This window comes from Parabacteroides sp. FAFU027 (assembly GCF_022808675.1).
GTDB lineage: Bacteria > Bacteroidota > Bacteroidia > Bacteroidales > UBA7332 > CAXXIC01.
Genome location: NZ_JAKZKV010000007.1, coordinates 318,918 through 336,585, shown reverse-complemented (window position 1 = coordinate 336,585; position 17,668 = coordinate 318,918). Strand labels below are relative to the sequence as shown.

Below are 17,668 nucleotides of genomic sequence, written 5' to 3'. Positions count from 1 at the left end.
ATTTGTCTCCATCAAATTTGGTGACAATGCGATTGAATTTACTTCGATTCAGAAACGAAACCAGTTGAGCAAAAACGTATTTGTCTTGATACATATGCAATCAGATTAATCTGATGCAAAACTAAAAATTCAAGTCCGTTCGCTCGCGAAATGCTTATAACCAACTAAATTTCAAATACTTCAAAGACCATTTTTAGATTTTAATGGGACAGTAATGAAGCTGCTTCTAAAATTACTATTGTAGGAGGTCGTTATCAGCCGGCGAATGCGAAGTGGATTGATCGGTAAAATGCTCTTTCAGATTTAGCCGATTATAGTTATAAAAGAACTCCTGCTTACCTTTGTGAATCATGATCGGGGAAGCTGGAGTTCTTTTATGTTATAACCTTAGTTTCTATTGGAGGATGTTATTTGATTATCAGTGGGTGATTGTTATTTGTTGTCAATGTCATAATACTTATGTCTTTTAAGGGTTTGTCAAAATGCCAATCCGATGAATTCATTTTATCCAAGTATTCGTTTATATACAGCTATGGATAAGCTCACAATTATCGTTTTGTCACAAATCTTGTTCTTTTCCATACTTATTCAATTCCGCTTTACCTACGCTCTTCCTCCACAGCAACTCCACATATGCTCCACAGTTGTCCGGAGCGGAATTCTGAAAAGTGAGTTTTGATAAAACTTCCGGATAATCCCGTTTGGGCAGTCAAAATGATTATTTTGACATTTTGCTACCTGGGAATTCGGAAAATGGGCCGTTTTTTAGGAAGTGATCCTCTAAGGACACTCTAGGGACACTCTAAGGATCCTCCAGGGATGGTCTAAGAAAAGGGTAAAATAGAAAATCGGGGAGAATGGATTGCATTTTTGAATAATCCGGCTAAATTGATTGACAAAATGACAATCCGATACTTGAAGAATATCCCTTTTCAATACAGATCGCATCGTTAAGCAGGATAACTTCCCATTACAAATTATTTCTACGCATAAAAGAATACCGTTCGGAATCCGATTTGAATCATTCCTGATGATGTAATCCGGTAGGAAATAGCGTTAAAAGCAACACTATTATGCTTATTTGTAGTGCCATTGTATATTGTACAATATCCCATGTTTGCACTAAACCGTAATAATCGTATCAGATAACTATTTACAGAGATTTCATCTGTGCGTATAGCTGTAAATGTAAAACAATAAGTATTCTATTTGCCTGAAAATGAGTGGCTGATTGGTTGTTAAATATCAGGAAAACAATAGGTTTACATGAGATAATCCCATGCTGTAATCCGAATTCAACGTGGATTTTTAGTAATATTGCTACCCGATTTTACGGCCTTAAATACATTGCATACCATGAAGAAACAGAATAACCCGGACAATCTTCTACTGTTACCAGTTATTTGACATTTTATCCCAGATAAGAATCCCTGCAATTGCCTGATAAATGCTTGCTTTGACATTTAATTAAAACCCATGATACACTTTATGATGAGCAGAAAGTCTTTCATAACAGCCTTTTTCTCCTGCTGTTCCTTGCTAACTATGGCACAACTGCCTTACCAGAATCCCAATCTGACACCGGAAGACCGGGCAAAAGACCTCACCGGAAGATTGACTCTGAAAGAGAAGATTTCCCTGATGATTGATGCCTCAAAGCCGGTTGAGCGTCTCGGGATTAAAGGTTATAACTGGTGGAACGAAGCCCTGCACGGGGTGGCCAGAGCCGGTATCGCCACCGTTTTCCCTGAACCGATAGGCATGGCAGCCACTTTCGAACCTCAAACGATTTACAATGTCTTTGGCGCCATTTCGGATGAAGCACGAGCCAAAAACAGTCGCTACTCGGCTCAGGGAAGTTATGAGCGCTATCAGGGACTCACGATGTGGACGCCGAATGTCAATATCTATCGCGACCCGAGATGGGGTAGGGGTATTGAGACTTATGGAGAAGACCCTTTCCTTTCCGCACAAATGGGTGTTGCCGTGGTAAAAGGTCTCCAGGGGCCGGAAGATACCAAATACAATAAGCTGCATGCCTGTGCCAAGCATTTTGCTGTGCATTCAGGCCCGGAGTGGAACCGCCACTCTTTCAATGCCGAAAATATCAGCAAACGGGATTTGTATGAAACCTACCTGCCGGCTTTCAAATCGCTGGTTCAGGATGCGAATGTGAAAGAGGTGATGTGTGCCTATAACCGTTTCGAGGGCGAACCTTGTTGCGGTAACAAGAAACTGCTCAACTATATCCTTCGCAAAGAGTGGGGCTATCAGGGTATTGTGGTGGCCGACTGTGGCGCAATCGCAGACTTCTACAAACCGAATGCCCATCAAACGCATGCTGATGCTGCCAGTGCATCTGCCGAAGCGGTATTGACAGGAACGGACCTCGATTGCGGTTCGAGTTACAATTCGCTTATGGATGGCGTGGAGAAAGGGCTGATTACAGAAAAAGACATCGACGTGTCGATTGTCAGACTGCTGAAAGCCCGTTTCGAACTGGGTGAGATGGATGACCCTTCGCTGGTTTCCTGGACAAAGATTCCTTATTCAGTGGTTGCTTCAAAGGCTCATGATTCCCTGTCGTATGTTACGGCGCTGAAATCAATGACTTTGCTTCAAAATAAGAACAATATTTTGCCATTGAAAAAAGAGGCTATTTCTATTGCGTTGATTGGTCCGAATGCAAACGATTCCATGATGCAATGGGGGAATTACAACGGAACACCACCTCGTACCATTACGATTCTTCAGGGTATTAAATCTGCATTTGGGAAAAACAGCAGATTGAGTTATGAAAAGGGCTGTGACCTGGTGGCGAATACTCTGTTTAAAAGTGCGTTTAACGAATGCTCTACATCAAAAGGAAAAGGCTTTACGGCCCGTTACTGGAATAATCAGGAGATGCAGGGTAATCCGGTTGTCGAGAATCGTGTCAGTACGCCATTCCGGTTTTGTACCTCCGGTGCTACGGTTTTTGCTCCCGGTGTAAACCTGACCGGTTTTAGCGCACAATACACCAGTACTTTCATACCAACACTATCGGGCGATGTGTGTATGGATTTCTACACTTGCGGATCTGTCAGGGTACTTGTCAATCAGAAGGAGGTGAAAAGCTTTGCGACCAAACACGGGGGGCGGGGCACAACTTTTACCATTCCGGTGGAGAAAGGCAAGAAATACGATATACAGATTGAGTTCAAATATTTCATGGGGGATGCGCAGTTGAATTTCGACCTCGGATTTAAACTGCCGATTGATATTCCGGCAACCGTTGCAAAGGTGAAGAATGCCGATGTTGTGGTTTTCGTAGGTGGTATTTCTCCATCACTGGAAGGTGAAGAGATGGGTGTAAATATGCCCGGTTTTAAAGGCGGTGACCGCACAGATATTGAATTACCGGCTGTACAACGGGAATTGATTGCCGCATTACATAACGCAGGAAAGAAAATTATCTTCGTCAATTGTTCCGGTTCACCCATCGGAATGACTAACGAAGTGAACAACTGCGACGCCATCCTTCAGGCGTGGTATCCGGGACAGGCAGGCGGTAAAGCGGTTGCAGATGTTTTGTTTGGCAACTACAACCCTTCCGGAAAGTTACCTGTGACATTTTATAAAAACTTAGCCCAGCTGCCCGACTTTCAGGACTACAACATGAAAGGCCGGACGTATCGCTATATGCAGGAAGAGCCGCTCTTCCCATTCGGATATGGACTCAGCTATACTTCGTTTAAATTAGGAAAACCGGAGCTTACTCCTGATGCTTCAAAAGGAAAGGATAACTTCAAACTGGTGGTTCCGGTACAAAATACCGGTAAAAGAGCTGGCGAGGAAGTGGTACAGGTTTATCTGAAAAAAGATGGAGATGCTGACGGTCCTGTCAAAACGTTACGTGCATTTAAACGCGTATCGGTTCCGGTTGGAGGTACTGTAAATGTTGAGTTAGAATTGAATCAGAAGAACCTGGAGTGGTGGGACAATGCTTCCGAAACCGTTCATCTTACTCCGGGAACCTATCAGTTGATGGTGGGGAATAGTTCGCGAACTGGCGAGCTGATTACTGTACCATTGGAAATCAAATAAATTGATAGCAGTAAATACACATATAGCCGTAGGGATGATTTCTCTGCGGCTATTTTTTTAGAAAAAGAGCACGGAGTCCTCTTCCGTTAATCCTAATTTAAATCCGGAATAATCACTTATCTTTGCAGCCTGAAACTACTAACTACATATATGGGCAAATATCCGATTGAAATTAAGAATTGTGCCCTGAATTTTTTATCACAAAACAGAAGACAATGACTTATCAATTAAACACAGTAGCAGAAGCCATCGATGATATCCGGCAAGGAAAAGTTGTATTGGTTTTCGATGATATTGCCCGCGAAAATGAGGGCGATTTTATTGCTGCCGCTGAATTAACCACACCTGAAATCATCAATTTCATGGCAAAACATGGCCGCGGCCTGATTTGCGTGGGATTGACCGCTGAACGTTGTCAGGAACTTTCACTTGAACGCATGGTTCAGAGCAATACAGCTGTCATGACAACTGCATTTACCGTTTCTGTGGATTTGAAAGGTAAAGGTTGCACTACCGGAATTTCGGCTTACGACCGAGCAATGACCGTGCAAGCCCTGGTGGACAAAGAAACCAATCCAGAAGAACTGGGACGTCCCGGACACATCTTCCCATTGATTGCACATCCGGAAGGAGTGCTTGGCCGCATGGGGCATACGGAGGCATCTGTTGATTTGCCCCGTCTTGCGGGTTTATCTCCAGCCGGAGTGATGGTTGAGGTAATGAATGATGACGGAACCATGGCCCGCTGGGATGACCTGGTAGAAGTAGCTAAACTACACAACGTGAAGCTTATCTCCATTACCCAGTTGAAAGAGTACCGAAAAGAGCATAATGTATAACAGCTAATTCAGCTGACGTTAATCTATAAAAAAAAGAGGCTTATTCAGCCTCTTTTTTCTTTTTCGGACGGTTGTGAAGTCCGCACTCTTTATGTTCGGGTGCTTCCCACCACCAACGTCCGGCGCGCAGGTCTTCACCCGGCTGGATAGCACGGGTACACGGTTGGCAACCGATGCTTGGGAAACCTTTATCATGCAGTTCGTTGTAGGGGACATCGTTGGCTTTGATATAATCCCACACATCTTTCTCCACCCAGTTGACCAACGGATTGATTTTGATGATACCGTTGGCTTCATCCCATTCCACAGCTTTTGTATTAAATCGGGTAATGGATTGTTCCTGGCGCAGACCGCAAATCCAAACTTCCAGCCCCTGGAAAGAGCGTTTCAACGGTTCCAGTTTCCGTACCTGGCAGCACTGTTTCCGTTTCTCTACACTATTGTAAAAGAGGTTGATGCCGTTAGTCTTCACCATCTCCTCCACCTTTTCGTGATTCGGGAAAAAGACTTCGATGGCGATACTGTACTTTTTATTGGTTTTATCAATCAACGAGTAGGTTTCGGGAAAAAGACGACCGGTATCCAGAGTGAAGATGCGGGTTTCTTTATCAATCTTTGCCACGAGGTCGGTCAATACCTGGTCTTCGATACTCAGGCTCGATGAGAGGGCGATTTTCCCTTTGTATTCTTTGAGAAAATAGCGTAGCACATCTTCTGTGCTGCTTTTTTCGAATTGTTGTTGTAGGGCTACTATATTCATGTTTCAGAAAATACTATAGGTAATTTGTTGTTGAGCCCTTTCAGGGCTCGGTTTGATATGGAGCTCAATCCACGGGTTTCACCCGTGGTTATTCAAATTAAACCACTTCGTGGTTTGTGGTATTTTGCAATCCAGAAAGGATTGAATCTGAATTGAAAATCGGCGGAACCAATAACCACGGGTGAAACCCGTGGTAAAAGAGTCGAAAGGATGCTGAACCCTGAAAGGGTTCAACTACTCCCTTATTTATCAGATAAATCTTCCATCAGTCACGTTCTCCAAATCATCAATAATCATACCGGCACCTACGGTTTCAAAGGTATTTTCGTCAATGAACACAAGGCTACCGGTGATGCGGTTCTTGCTGTAGGAGTCAAAGACCAGCGGTTTGGCAGTGCGGATATTGATTAGCGCGATATCATTGGCATGAATGGTTTTGTCCGCAAAGTTATTCTCCAACGTATTGATATTTACCTTGTAAACAATCTCCTTGATAATGCCTTTCGTCTCACTGGTCGCATGGCGGATGATGTATTTGTTGTTGAGTTGCAACGGTTTTTCGTTGAGCCAGCTCACCATCAGCGATACGTTTTGGCCTACCTGTGGCAGGTGCTCGTCGTCTTTTACGATGATGTCGCCACGGCTGGCATCTACCTGGTCATTCAGGTGGACGGTTACCGATTGAGGCGCAAAGGCAGTTTCCAGCTCTTTGTCAAAATCATTGATTGACTTCACGGTCGATTTTACTCCTGAAGGAAGAATAACCACCGGGTCACCCACGTTCAGTTGACCTCCGGCCAGGCGACCAGCATAACCGCGGTAGTCATGATATTTATCCTGATACGGGCGAATCACGTACTGAACCGGGAAACGCGCAGCTTCAGAATTGATTTTGTGCTCTACCGGAGTAGTCTCGAGAATGTCGAGCAGGGTTTGGCCTTTGTACCACGGCGTATTTTCAGAACGTTCCACCACATTGTCGCCATCGCGGGCAGAAATAGGAACGAAGCGAACATTGCGCAAAGGTACAGCGTTGGTGATTTTCTTGTAATCCTCCTGGATTTTATTGAATACCTCTTCGGAGAAATCCACCAGGTCCATTTTGTTGACGCAAATCACTACATAAGGAATTTGCAGCAACGATGCGATGTAGGAGTGACGGATGGTCTGTTCCAGAATACCGTTGCGGGCATCAATGAGGATGATGGACAAGTCAGAGGTCGAGGCGCCGGTCACCATGTTGCGGGTGTACTGGATGTGTCCCGGAGTATCGGCAATGATAAACTTGCGTTTAGGAGTTGCAAAATAACGATAAGCCACGTCGATGGTAATACCCTGTTCACGTTCGGCACGAAGTCCGTCGGTCAGGAGAGCAAGGTTCACCTCGTCGGTACCGCTGCGTTTGCTGGCCTCTTTCACAGCTTCGAGCTGGTCTTCGAAGATGGATTTGCTATCGTAGAGAAGACGACCGATGAGGGTACTTTTACCATCATCCACACTTCCTGCGGTGGAGAACCGGAGCAGTTCCATATTGAGGTAGCCGCTTCCTGATTCGTCTTTTTTCTGTATATCTAATGTTGTCAGTGACATAGTTCTTTTGATGTTGGGTTTGGGTAAAGTTGCTTGCTTTGATTATGCGGACAACTATATAGGGGTGTCCGTACGGAGATTAGAAATATCCCTCTTTTTTCCGGTCTTCCATTGCCGCTTCGGAGCGTTTGTCGTCTGATCGGCCACCGCGTTCGGTGATGCGGGAAGAGGCAATTTCGTCGATAATCTCTTCGAGTGAGTTCGCTTCGGAGAGGGTGAGTCCGGTACAGGTCACATCTCCGATGGTGCGGCAACGTACCCGTTTTACAACCGGTATTTCATCCGGACGTTTGTTGACGAACGGTAAGTTGGCCAACAGAATGCCGTCGCGCTCGATGACTTCACGTTCGTGGGTGTAGTAGAGGCTTGGCATTTCAATATTTTCCTGGAGGATATATTGCCAGATATCCATTTCGGTCCAGTTACTGAGTGGAAACACGCGGAAGTGCTCACCGAGGTGTTTTTTACCGTTGAAGATGTTCCATAACTCCGGGCGCTGGTTCTTCGGATCCCACTGGCCGAATTCATCCCGGTGTGAGAAGAAGCGCTCTTTGGCACGGGCTTTCTCTTCGTCACGACGGGCACCGCCGAGGGCCGCATCGAATTTGTGTTTCTCCAATGCATTGAGCAGCGTAACGGTTTGCAGTTTGTTGCGGCTGGCGTTGTAGCCTTTTTCTTCTACCGAACGTCCTGCGTCAATGTCATCCTGCACCAGACCGACCAACAAAGTGGCACCGATTTTTTTTACCAGATTATCGCGGTACTCAATGGTTTCGGGGAAGTTATGTCCCGTATCTATGTGCAAAAGCGGGAATGGTATAGCAGCCGGATAGAAGGCCTTGTAAGCCAGATGCGTCATTACGATGGAATCTTTTCCGCCGGAAAAGAGAAGCACCGGACGTTCGAATTGCGCCGCCACTTCGCGTAGGATAAAAATAGACTCCGCCTCCAGTTCTTTCAAATGGGTCAGTTTGTAGCTCATGTCCTGATATGATGTTTGGGTTTTTTAATTTCGGTTTCCGATAGTGCAAAGTACGTCACTTTCGGAGCGCTTTAAAATCCCGTAATCAGGGCATATTGCTACCTAAAATATGGTATATGGGGAGAAAAATGGGGATTTGTAGTCTGGTAGAATACGGGTCTGTTTGATGGTATCGAACAAATTTGTATTTTTGTATCAAACAGATTTGTATTCTACCATCAAATAACTTGTAAAATGATATTAGAAAGTACTATTGCAGCAATCATTGAGCAACAAAAAAGCAGGATGGTTATGCGTGATACCGGATTGAAACGGGAGTTAGTGCCGGCTACACAAAGTTTATCATCCCATGCATTGATTGTTTCGGGCATCAGAAGATGTGGAAAGAGTACCCTATTGATGCAGATGATGAAAGAAATGGATGCAGAAACCATCCTTTTTCTCAATTTCGAAACTCCCCAACTCTTTGAATTTTCTATTTCTGATTTTGCCAGACTGGATAATATCATCAACCGGCTAAATCCTAAAACGCTCTTCTTTGATGAGTTGCAACTTATACAAGGTTGGGAAATGTACGTTCGACAAAAGTTGGATGAAGGATTTCAGGTAGTGATTACCGGTTCAAATGCTTCATTGTTAAGTAAGGAACTAGGAACAAGACTGACCGGACGCCATATCACCCAGGAGCTTTTCCCATTTTCATATAGTGAATACCTCCGGTTTAAAACACTAGAGCCATCTCCGGAAAGTTTGAAATCTTATTTGCAGACAGGAGGTTTTCCTGAATACCTCAAAAGTGGTGACGATGAGCAGCTGGCAACTCTATTTGAAGATATTCTGATTCGGGATATCGTGGCACGATATGGAATTAAAGATATGAAAAGTCTTCATCGGCTGGCTAATTTTCTGGTATCGAATATTGGAAACCGTATCACTGCATCAAAGCTTAAACAACCGCTATCTATAGGGGCGACAAGTACAATATTAACCTGGTTTTCGCATTTGGAGCTCTCTTATTTAGTGAGTTTTTTACCGATGTTCAGCCATTCTACAAAGGCACAATTAATAAATCCCAGAAAAGTCTATGCAATTGACATGGGATTAGTTGATGTGGTTTCGACTACGATGACGGAAGACTGGGGGCGTAAACTGGAAAATCTGGTGTTTCTCCATTTGAGGATAAAATATCAGGAGCTTTATTACTTTGATGAGCAGGGAGAATGTGACTTTGTGGCAATAAAAAGAGGTGCTGTAGTTGAAATTGTTCAGGTCTGTTACGCTCTTACTCCGGATAATCTGGCACGTGAAGTTGCCGGTTTGGTTAAGGCAATGCGCTTTTTTGACGTCAAGAAAGCACGCATAGTGACTTTTGCCGATAATGATTTTATTCAAGAAGATAATCTTGAAATAGAAGTTATACCTGCATTTAAGTATTTGTTGGAATAAAAGGATTCATTTCTATATATCATAAAAGAGAGCCCTGATTATAACAATCAAGGCTCTCTTTTTATAATAGGTTAGATACGTAATTATTTACTTTCTACTATTTCAAATAAAACTGCACCCGCTCTTCCGTCAGTTTCCCCCGTGAAATCAGCTTCTTATCCTTCGGTAATGCACCGTATAGGCGGACGAAGTTATCTACGCACGAAGGTGACGAGAAAATAATCCCCTCCATCAGGCTCAGGTCGAGTGGTTCGAGGTGGTCGGGGAATACGTTGCGGTATGCCGCAACCGGTGTCACGTCCCATCTCTGCTTTGTAAGACCTTCGGGTAATACATTCAATGCAATCTCTGAACGGGGAATGAGGATTTTGCCTTTTGTCTCTGAATCACGGGGTGACTTGGAGTCACCCTGTGATTGATACGCATTAAACGCATCAATCAATCCGTACGAGCTTTCATCTTTTGAAGCCAGATCGGGGATGATTCCGTATTCCGCCATCGCATTCGAAGTCATTTTACCTAATGAAGCCACCTTGACGCCACATAAGAAACGAGTATCCTTACCTATACGGTGAAGCGATTCGAAGAAATATTTAACGGCAAAACGGCTGGTAAAGATCAGCCAGTCGTAGTTGTGTAGGTCCTGCACATGAGTGTCAAGATCTGTCGTATCTTCCAGCGCTGCCAGGTGAATCAGCGGTTGGTGGACTATTTTTCCATAAGAATAATAGTGATGCGCATCAGTGCCGGTAACTAAGTAAGTCGGTTTTTCGACTGTTGAAGAATCGTGATGTTTCAGTTTCACGACATCACCGATAACTGCGATAAGTGGGGTGGGGTAGTTGACCGGACCTTTGCTCAATTCCTCAAAGGTGGAGTAGAACTCCTGTTGCTCCGGTGTGGAAACTTTGGATACCAGCATGACCGCAGTCTGTGGATCGCGGCCTTCGGCGATTGCTTTGGCTGCAATGCGGTGGATGTTGAATCCCGCCATGTAGCAGACCAACGTGTCCGTATTGGGCAACCCAATCTCAGCCGCATGTCCCGAGATGAAGGAGACAGATGACGAGACATTGCGGTGGGTGAGGGGCACTTTAGTCAATGATGCCACCGCCAAACCGGTTGAGATTCCCGGAATAACCGTGACCGGGATATTATTTTTCTCCAGCAATTCGATCTCTTCTCCTCCGTGGGCAAATACCATCGGGTCTCCACCTTTTACCCGTACTACTTTCTTTCCGGCAAGGGCAGCATCCAGGAGCAACTGGTTAATGTCCTCCTGATTGGCACTGTGTTTGTGTCGGCGTTTGCCTACATATACTTTATCAGCTTTGTATTTTCCTAAAAATTCCTGGTCGATCAGGTCATCGTGAAATATAATGTCGGCTCCGGCAATCGCCTTCTCCCCGGCAATGGTGAGCAAATCGGGATTACCGGGGCCGAAACCTACTAAAGTAACCGAACCGGTAATATCGTTATTCTTTGATTTTGATTGTTCCATTTTCGAATAGTTCTCTGATTTGATTACGAATGTCCACCGACTGGTAAACGTTTTGAGCATTGGAGCCAACCGATACGGTGATATGCTCCTCTTTGTGGATGGCGGGCGATACAAAGTCGCACAACAATGGTGCGTCGCACACGCTGGCAAGGATGCCCCGCTCTTCGCAATCCTGCTTGATTTTGCGGTTTAGCTCGTGATTGTCAGTCACCACATAGACGAGGAAGTAACCATCGAGATCGCTGGATTCATACTCTTTTTCAATGATTTCGAAAGGTAATGTCCTGATTTTATCGCTGATTTCGGGAGCGATCACGGTAACGTTGGTGACAAAGCGTGCCATGATTTCGGCTTTGTGGCTCGCCACTTTTCCACCTCCAATCATCAGGATTTTCTTCCCGGTGACATTGATGGATATGGGTAAAAATTGAAGATCTGACTTGTTCATGATGTTGGGTTGTTGGGTCTTGCCACATGGATGACACGGATGTTTCACAACACGGATTTTCACAGATTATCCATTTCTCTGCAAAAATCCGTCTGATCTGTGTTATCTGTGTGCCAATCGGCTGGCAAAGTTACTAAAATCATTTATCCATTCACGATGCAAAGTTGGGCATTTTCCTCACTGCAATCAATCCCCGGAAAAGGTGATTTTCCTACCTATAATAAGGTAGGTTGAATGGCGGGTTTTCCAGTCTCGGCTTTTTTTTGTTGATTTGCACCGCATTTAGCAGTAAATAGTTTTAAACTCAATAAGCAAATCAAATTATGGTAAAACACATCGTAATGTTCAAACTCGTAGCGTTTGACACTCCTGAAGCCAAAGCGGCAAAGCTGGCAGAGATCAAAACCGGTCTGGAAGCTCTGGTTGATAAGATTGAAGTATTGAAAAGCATGAAGGTTGGAATTAACGCCAATCCGGCTGAAATTTATGACTTTGTACTGGTGTCAGAATTCGAAAAAATGGAGGATGTTGAGGTCTATGCCAAGCACCCTGAACACGTTGCCGTAGCGCAAATTATTGGTGCAGTGAAAGATAGCCGCGCAGGGGTCGATTTTATTGTATAAAAATGTAAATCGAAGGGGGGAGAATGGGAAAAAACCCGAAAAATGCCCCGAATATGAAAGAAATTTAAAGGGGGATTTGGTGATTTAACACTGGAAGCCTATATTTGTGTTAGTTGATTCACAGAGAAGCGGCTAAAATATAGCATTTTAGCCATTCTTACTGCAGAAAATCTGCGGGGTTTCTCTTGGGATTGTTAATGCTGAGAGAGGCTTAGTGTTAAACCAAAAATCAACCAATATGCGTTCTTTCAAAAGTCTGTTTCTTGCGTTATTGATCTTCATTCCGGCCACAGCTTATGTGGGAAAAGACACCCGTCCCGGAGTAGGTTTATCACCCGGCAGTACTGCCCCGGCGATCCGGATCGATAAAACAGGAAATGATTTGTTAGCAGATCTTCACGGGGAGTATCTCGTTGTTCAATTCTGGGCCGTTTATGACGCCCCTTCCCGCACGAACAATCTGCTGATGAATAACTCGGTTAGAGAACACTATTCTGACCGTGTTCGCATGGTGTCCTTCTCTTTAGACCCACAGGAGGTTGTGTTCAGGGAGACTGTCCGAACCGATGGAATTAATCCTACCAACCAATATCTGGTTGCCGGGGGAGAGAATTCCGAAGTGTACAAAGCCTATCGGTTATCAAAAGGTTTTATGAATTACCTGATTGATCCGAATGGCGTAATCGTGGCGAAAAATATTACGCCCGACCAGTTGAGGAAATTAGTGAAGTAAGATTTATCCTACACAAAAAAAGCTGTTTCAGGTAATACTGAAACAGCTTTTTTTGTTGGGTTTATCAATACCTGACAGGTTTTTAAAACCTGTCAGGTAAAGGCGAATTTATTTCTGAGTCAGGTTTCCCTTTGTTAGACTATTGTTTTTAGGTAAAAATGCAGCCTCTGAGTACTGGTTGTTGATGTTCCAGAATATCCAGCCCTTGTATCCGTTTTTATAAACCGCTTCGATTTGTTGCCTAACCTGTTCCGGACCATAAGTTTGGTAATTTCCTTCCCCGATGTAACTCGCCGTGAAGTCCTGTAACCAGGGACGGAATTTAGCCCGGTAATCTTTAACCAGACTTACACGGTCTTTGGCTTTGGCAATGGCATTATATACCACACCATAAGGTTCAAAGTCCGGTTTGTCAAAAGAGACACCGTTTACGGACTGCCCCAATCCATAATGCGAAGGATAGACCATTGGGGAGAGATAATCGACATTCTTACCGATTAACTCCAGGTACTGACCGATGCCTTCTTCATCAGCCGGACTTTCGCAAATGATGCCAAATACGTCTGCAGAGATAGTGACGTTGGGCATTTGCTGACGGGCATAAGCGAGAAATCCGTTGATAGCCTCGTATTTCGGAGGACGATTCAGTCCAAAATCCACAGTTTTCATATTGCCGGAATTGGTGAAACGTACGTAGTCAAACTGGATCTCATCAAATCCCAGTTTAACGGCTTCTTTGGCAATGTTCACCAGATAATTCCAGGTTTCTTTATTGTATGGATTAAGCCAGGATTGACCGTCGTTGTCTTTCCAGTTGCCGCCTTTCTTGTTTTTCATTGCCAGGTCGGGACGTTTATTAGGGAGAACAGGATCCTTAAAACAAACGATACGAGCAATGGCCCGGATGTGGTTTTTATGTAACTCTGAGATGATATGGGCCGGATCAAATTTTCTGGTCCAGGTCTTTAATAATTTCACTTGCGGCACAGATGAAGGATAGCTGACCAAGCCGTCGTCTTCTTTGACATCAATCACATAGGCGTTGATCTCTGTCCGGTTAGCCAGGTCAATGAAGTGTTGCAGGGTAGAATCCTGTCCTACCGCCCATCCCGAGAGGTAGAGGCCGTGTGTCTCATCGGCACTGGCTGTCGTATTATTTTCATTTTCACCCGCAAAAAGGGCGGGGGTGAATAAGATACTTAATAAGAAGATAATCAGGCAAAAGCGGATGCTTCTTTGTCTGTAATGTTTCATTTGCAGCTAAAATATTGATTTGGACTACAAATATATCCAAAGAATATTACAACCGAATGACGTACAGAGAAGGCTTTAGAAGCTATTTTATTCATTTAAAGGATTTTGTGGAATTGGGTTATAGATACACTTCTGTAGCTCACTTATTCAATATCATTTATGACTATTGAAGCTACAGTGTATACTTTTATTGCTACAGTGTACACTGTAGTTCAAATAGTGTACACTGTTTTTCCAACAGTTCGCACTGTAGAATGATCAGTGAACACTGTTGGGGTAAAAGTGTCCACTGATGTTGCTACAGTGCGCACCAATGAAACAATAGTTCACACCAAAGTTTCATCAGTGTCCACTGTTGAAATAAAAGTGTCCACTGATACTTAGAAAGTTTCCACCAAAGTCAGAGAAGTGTCCAGAGTTTTACCTTAATAATCCCGTTTGAATTAAATATGATTAAAGATTCGATATTGAGGATAAACCGACCGCTTAAACGTTAGGGTGTATTATCTTTCTTTCGGTATTGATTAATCGTGAGATTGATTGATTTAAAAATAATTAGTCCTGCGAGAAGCATTTTACGTAAGCTTCAATGCTTATATTTGTCGACTTATTGAATATCGTTTTATGAAAAGATTACTGCTCCCATTATTGTTGCTAATGGTTTTATGGAATTTCTCAGCTTGTAAAGAAGATGAACCAGCTTTAAGCTCAGATTCATCGACTTCAGTTCAACTTAGTGATACGGCGCTGACCAATCAATGGATTTACAGTGCAATGAAATTGGATTATCTATTTTATAAAAGCCTGCCGGACTCAGCTTCACTGAAATACAATCAGGATCCTCAGACTTTCTTTAACTCTCTGCGTTCCACCCAGGAAGAACGGCATGGATATTATTTTTCATATATAGAAAAGACGAATACTACAACGACCAAATCCTCTACAATTTCGACATCGTATGGATTTGAATTCATTTTGTATCCGCTATCGTCATCCACTTATACCGCCCGAATCTTATATGTTCAGCCTAACTCTCCGGCTGCAAAATCAGGACTAAAACGGGGTAACTGGATTTATAAGATTAATGGAAATAATATAACGGCATCCAATTACAGTCTGCTAACTTCGGGAGGAGCGGTTTCGTTGACGATGCTTACTTATAATACTTCAACCCAGAAATTAAATATCGGTTCGACTCTGTCTCTTTTGCCAGCTACTACAGTGGAAGATAATCCGATTTTCCTCGACACAACCTACACCATCAACAACACCAAGGTAGGTTACCTGGTTTATAATAGCTTTACAACCGGACCGACCGGATTTGACGATAAGACTTACGATAATGAACTGAAAAGTGTGTTTGCCAAATTCAAAAGCAATGGCGTTAGTAAATTTATTGTGGATCTTCGATTTAATGGCGGGGGGTATTTGAGTTCTTGTCAACTATTGACAAGTATGATCCTTCCATCCGCCAAATTGGGTAGTTTGATGTCGGTGGAAGAGTATAATGATAAATTATCCAAAGTATATACAGGTAATAAAGACTACTTCCTTGGTTCATCAGAGATAGGCTCGTACAATATTAATCAACAACAGCTATATGTTATTTGCAGCCAATTCACAGCATCGGCCAGTGAATTATTGGTAAATTCCATGAAGCCTTATATACCGGTGACATTAGTCGGAGATACAACAGTAGGTAAAAATATGGGCTCTTTTGAAGTTACCAGCTCTAAATACAATTACACGCTACATCCGATTACGATTAAGATTTATAATAGCCTGATGCAGTCTAACTACTCAAGTGGTTTTTCTCCTGATGTGGAATTCGATGAATATTATGATTTTAATGACTTTTTGCCCCTCGGTGATACCAATGAATTGTTGCTGAATAAAGTTTTGCAGACTATGGGATTAGTATCTTCAACTAAATCGGCTACGGCTCCTTCATCCGCTACCTTTAAGGTATCTCAAATATCATCTCTTCAACGAAAAGGTGAGCAACTCATCATAAAAAAACGCTAAGGGCTTGTCCTTAGCGTTTTTTTATGATACACATCTTACAAGGCTAGTTTGATGATTTCTTTCACCTTTTCAGCATCGATATTTTTATGTTCTCCGTAAACCAGTCCTCTTAGCCGGACTCTTTCCGCTACAATCTCGATAGCTTCGTTATTGATCTGGTATTCGTGTAGTCTGGTTTTTAAACCTATTTTCCGGAAAAACTGTTCCGTCATTTCTATTGCTGCATCAATCTTCTTTTCCGGGTCTTTTTCCTTGATATTCCACACCTGTTCGGCATATTGTAATAACTTATCCTGTTTTTCAGTCCGGGTCACTTTTAATAATGCCGGATAAAGAACTGCCAGAGTTTCCGCATGGTCAAGCCCATATACTGCCGTCAGGTCGTGTCCGACACGATGGGTTGCCCAGTCCTGAGGTACACCCATGCCGATAATATCATTCAGGGCCAACGTCGCGCAAATCATATAATTGGCCATCAGGTTATAATCATTGTGATTATGTACGACTTTCTCACCGATTTCAATCAGTGTTTTGAGAATTCCTTCCGCCCATCGATCCATCACAAAAGCCTGAACCGGATAGGTCATGTATTGCTCCATTACATGCATGAATGTATCGACAACACCATTAGATAACTGTTTCTGAGGAATAGAGAAAGTGACTTCCGGATCAAGGATAGAAAATACCGGAAACATATATTCAGACATAAATGCCAGCTTTTCTTTTTTAGCCCGGTAAGAAATTACTGCCCTGCAATTCATTTCAGAACCGGTTGCCGGAAGAGTCATTACAGAAGCCACCGGGACAGAGGGTTTACACAACCGGGCATCTTTAACCAGCTTCCACGGATCTGAATTGTAACTCATTGCTTGTGAAATAAATTTCGTGCCATCCAATACAGAACCACCACCAACGGCCAGCAGGAAGTCAATGTTATTTTCCTGCGCTACAATTACCGCTTTAAGTAAGGTTTCATAGTCCGGATTGGGTTCAATGCCCCAAAATTCCACGGTGAAGTGATGTTTTAATGCGTTCTTGACCTGGTCATATACACCATTCGTCCGCACACTTCCTCCGCCGAAAGTAATCATAATCCTTTTTTCTGCAGGAATTTCAGTCGCAAGCTTGCTGATTTCCCCTTTTCCAAAAAAGATTTTGGTTGGATTCTTAAAACTGAAGTTGTTCATATTATAACTTTTTTGTGTGAGCCAATTTTAAAGTGGTAAACTTATGAATTTTCATTCATTGGAGAAAAAATTTTCAGCTATCAATTGCTGCAATTTGGATGCTACAATTAAAACAAATTTGTCCCCGAAATTATTTCGAAATAACGGAGACAAAACGAATTTCATACAAAAAAACAGGCCTTCATAGGTAACAT

The 17,668-nt window shown here is 43.2% G+C and carries 14 protein-coding genes; 6 read left to right on the top strand and 8 right to left on the bottom strand.

Annotated features, from left to right (window positions below):
* Window positions 1–94, bottom strand: a 94-nt coding sequence (locus tag MLE17_RS12985; RefSeq protein ID WP_243348999.1) for a DUF4372 domain-containing protein, incomplete at its 3' end; no start/stop codon positions are given.
* A gap of 1,397 nt (window positions 95–1,491) precedes the next feature.
* Between MLE17_RS12985 and xyl3A the strand changes: the two genes are divergently transcribed.
* Both xyl3A and ribB read left to right on the top strand, forming a co-directional pair.
* Window positions 1,492–4,086 (top strand): xylan 1,4-beta-xylosidase, encoded by a 2,595-nt coding sequence (xyl3A, locus tag MLE17_RS12980; RefSeq protein WP_410795626.1) that lies wholly within the window; start codon window positions 1,492–1,494, stop codon window positions 4,084–4,086.
* 215 nt (window positions 4,087–4,301) lie between these two features.
* Window positions 4,302–4,925, top strand: a complete 624-nt coding sequence (gene ribB / locus MLE17_RS12975; RefSeq protein ID WP_243349134.1) for a 3,4-dihydroxy-2-butanone-4-phosphate synthase — start codon at window positions 4,302–4,304, stop codon at window positions 4,923–4,925.
* A gap of 40 nt (window positions 4,926–4,965) precedes the next feature.
* Here ribB and MLE17_RS12970 read toward each other — a convergent pair whose 3' ends face one another.
* The 3 genes from MLE17_RS12970 to cysD all read right to left on the bottom strand — a co-directional run bounded on the left by MLE17_RS12970 (window position 4,966) and on the right by cysD (window position 8,257).
* A complete protein-coding gene (locus MLE17_RS12970) occupies window positions 4,966–5,685 on the bottom strand; it encodes a phosphoadenylyl-sulfate reductase (RefSeq protein WP_243349133.1) in 720 nt (239 codons plus the stop codon).
* A gap of 249 nt (window positions 5,686–5,934) precedes the next feature.
* Window positions 5,935–7,275: a sulfate adenylyltransferase subunit CysN gene (cysN, locus tag MLE17_RS12965; RefSeq protein WP_243349132.1), complete on the bottom strand. Its 1,341-nt coding sequence runs from the start codon at window positions 7,273–7,275 to the stop codon at window positions 5,935–5,937.
* A 79-nt stretch (window positions 7,276–7,354) separates the two neighbouring features.
* The gene (gene cysD, locus MLE17_RS12960; RefSeq protein ID WP_243349131.1) at window positions 7,355–8,257 is read right to left on the bottom strand and encodes a sulfate adenylyltransferase subunit CysD; all 903 of its coding nucleotides are present in this window, start codon (window positions 8,255–8,257) and stop codon (window positions 7,355–7,357) included.
* Window positions 8,258–8,491: 234 nt separating this feature from the next.
* Between cysD and MLE17_RS12955 the strand changes: the two genes are divergently transcribed.
* Window positions 8,492–9,703 (top strand): ATP-binding protein, encoded by a 1,212-nt coding sequence (locus MLE17_RS12955; RefSeq protein WP_243349130.1) that lies wholly within the window; start codon window positions 8,492–8,494, stop codon window positions 9,701–9,703.
* 97 nt (window positions 9,704–9,800) lie between these two features.
* On the opposite strand, the gene cobA is transcribed toward MLE17_RS12955, so the two are convergent.
* Together cobA and MLE17_RS12945 are read right to left on the bottom strand one after the other, a co-directional pair.
* Window positions 9,801–11,204: a uroporphyrinogen-III C-methyltransferase gene (cobA, locus tag MLE17_RS12950; protein WP_243349129.1), complete on the bottom strand. Its 1,404-nt coding sequence runs from the start codon at window positions 11,202–11,204 to the stop codon at window positions 9,801–9,803.
* Entirely contained in the window at window positions 11,179–11,652 is a 474-nt protein-coding gene (locus MLE17_RS12945; protein WP_243349128.1) for a bifunctional precorrin-2 dehydrogenase/sirohydrochlorin ferrochelatase, read from the bottom strand. The genes cobA and MLE17_RS12945 overlap by 26 nt, the downstream gene beginning before the upstream one ends.
* Before the next feature lie 323 nt (window positions 11,653–11,975).
* Between MLE17_RS12945 and MLE17_RS12940 the strand changes: the two genes are divergently transcribed.
* Complete coding sequence (locus MLE17_RS12940) at window positions 11,976–12,275, top strand: Dabb family protein (protein ID WP_243349127.1); 300 nt, start codon at window positions 11,976–11,978, stop codon at window positions 12,273–12,275.
* A gap of 238 nt (window positions 12,276–12,513) precedes the next feature.
* A complete protein-coding gene (locus MLE17_RS12935) occupies window positions 12,514–13,008 on the top strand; it encodes a thioredoxin family protein (protein WP_243349126.1) in 495 nt (164 codons plus the stop codon).
* A 108-nt stretch (window positions 13,009–13,116) separates the two neighbouring features.
* Here MLE17_RS12935 and MLE17_RS12930 read toward each other — a convergent pair whose 3' ends face one another.
* On the bottom strand, window positions 13,117–14,262 hold the full coding sequence (locus MLE17_RS12930) for a putative glycoside hydrolase (protein ID WP_243349125.1): 1,146 nt from the start codon (window positions 14,260–14,262) through the stop codon (window positions 13,117–13,119).
* Window positions 14,263–14,886: 624 nt separating this feature from the next.
* On the opposite strand from MLE17_RS12930, the gene MLE17_RS12925 reads away from it, so the two are divergent.
* On the top strand, window positions 14,887–16,287 hold the full coding sequence (locus tag MLE17_RS12925) for a S41 family peptidase (RefSeq protein ID WP_243349124.1): 1,401 nt from the start codon (window positions 14,887–14,889) through the stop codon (window positions 16,285–16,287).
* Window positions 16,288–16,322: 35 nt separating this feature from the next.
* Here the strand turns inward: MLE17_RS12925 and MLE17_RS12920 are convergent, their stop codons facing one another.
* On the bottom strand, window positions 16,323–17,474 hold the full coding sequence (locus MLE17_RS12920; RefSeq protein WP_243349123.1) for an iron-containing alcohol dehydrogenase: 1,152 nt from the start codon (window positions 17,472–17,474) through the stop codon (window positions 16,323–16,325).
* Window positions 17,475–17,668 lie beyond the last annotated feature (194 nt).

Coding starts and splice junctions, on each gene's coding strand:
- xyl3A (WP_410795626.1), top strand. CDS start 1,492: ATGAGCAGAAAGTCTTTCATAACAGCCTTTTTCTCCTGCTGTTCCTTG.
- ribB (WP_243349134.1), top strand. CDS start 4,302: ATGACTTATCAATTAAACACAGTAGCAGAAGCCATCGATGATATCCGG.
- MLE17_RS12970 (WP_243349133.1), bottom strand. CDS start 5,685: ATGAATATAGTAGCCCTACAACAACAATTCGAAAAAAGCAGCACAGAA.
- cysN (WP_243349132.1), bottom strand. CDS start 7,275: ATGTCACTGACAACATTAGATATACAGAAAAAAGACGAATCAGGAAGC.
- cysD (WP_243349131.1), bottom strand. CDS start 8,257: ATGAGCTACAAACTGACCCATTTGAAAGAACTGGAGGCGGAGTCTATT.
- MLE17_RS12955 (WP_243349130.1), top strand. CDS start 8,492: ATGATATTAGAAAGTACTATTGCAGCAATCATTGAGCAACAAAAAAGC.
- cobA (WP_243349129.1), bottom strand. CDS start 11,204: ATGGAACAATCAAAATCAAAGAATAACGATATTACCGGTTCGGTTACT.
- MLE17_RS12945 (WP_243349128.1), bottom strand. CDS start 11,652: ATGAACAAGTCAGATCTTCAATTTTTACCCATATCCATCAATGTCACC.
- MLE17_RS12940 (WP_243349127.1), top strand. CDS start 11,976: ATGGTAAAACACATCGTAATGTTCAAACTCGTAGCGTTTGACACTCCT.
- MLE17_RS12935 (WP_243349126.1), top strand. CDS start 12,514: ATGCGTTCTTTCAAAAGTCTGTTTCTTGCGTTATTGATCTTCATTCCG.
- MLE17_RS12930 (WP_243349125.1), bottom strand. CDS start 14,262: ATGAAACATTACAGACAAAGAAGCATCCGCTTTTGCCTGATTATCTTC.
- MLE17_RS12925 (WP_243349124.1), top strand. CDS start 14,887: ATGAAAAGATTACTGCTCCCATTATTGTTGCTAATGGTTTTATGGAAT.
- MLE17_RS12920 (WP_243349123.1), bottom strand. CDS start 17,474: ATGAACAACTTCAGTTTTAAGAATCCAACCAAAATCTTTTTTGGAAAA.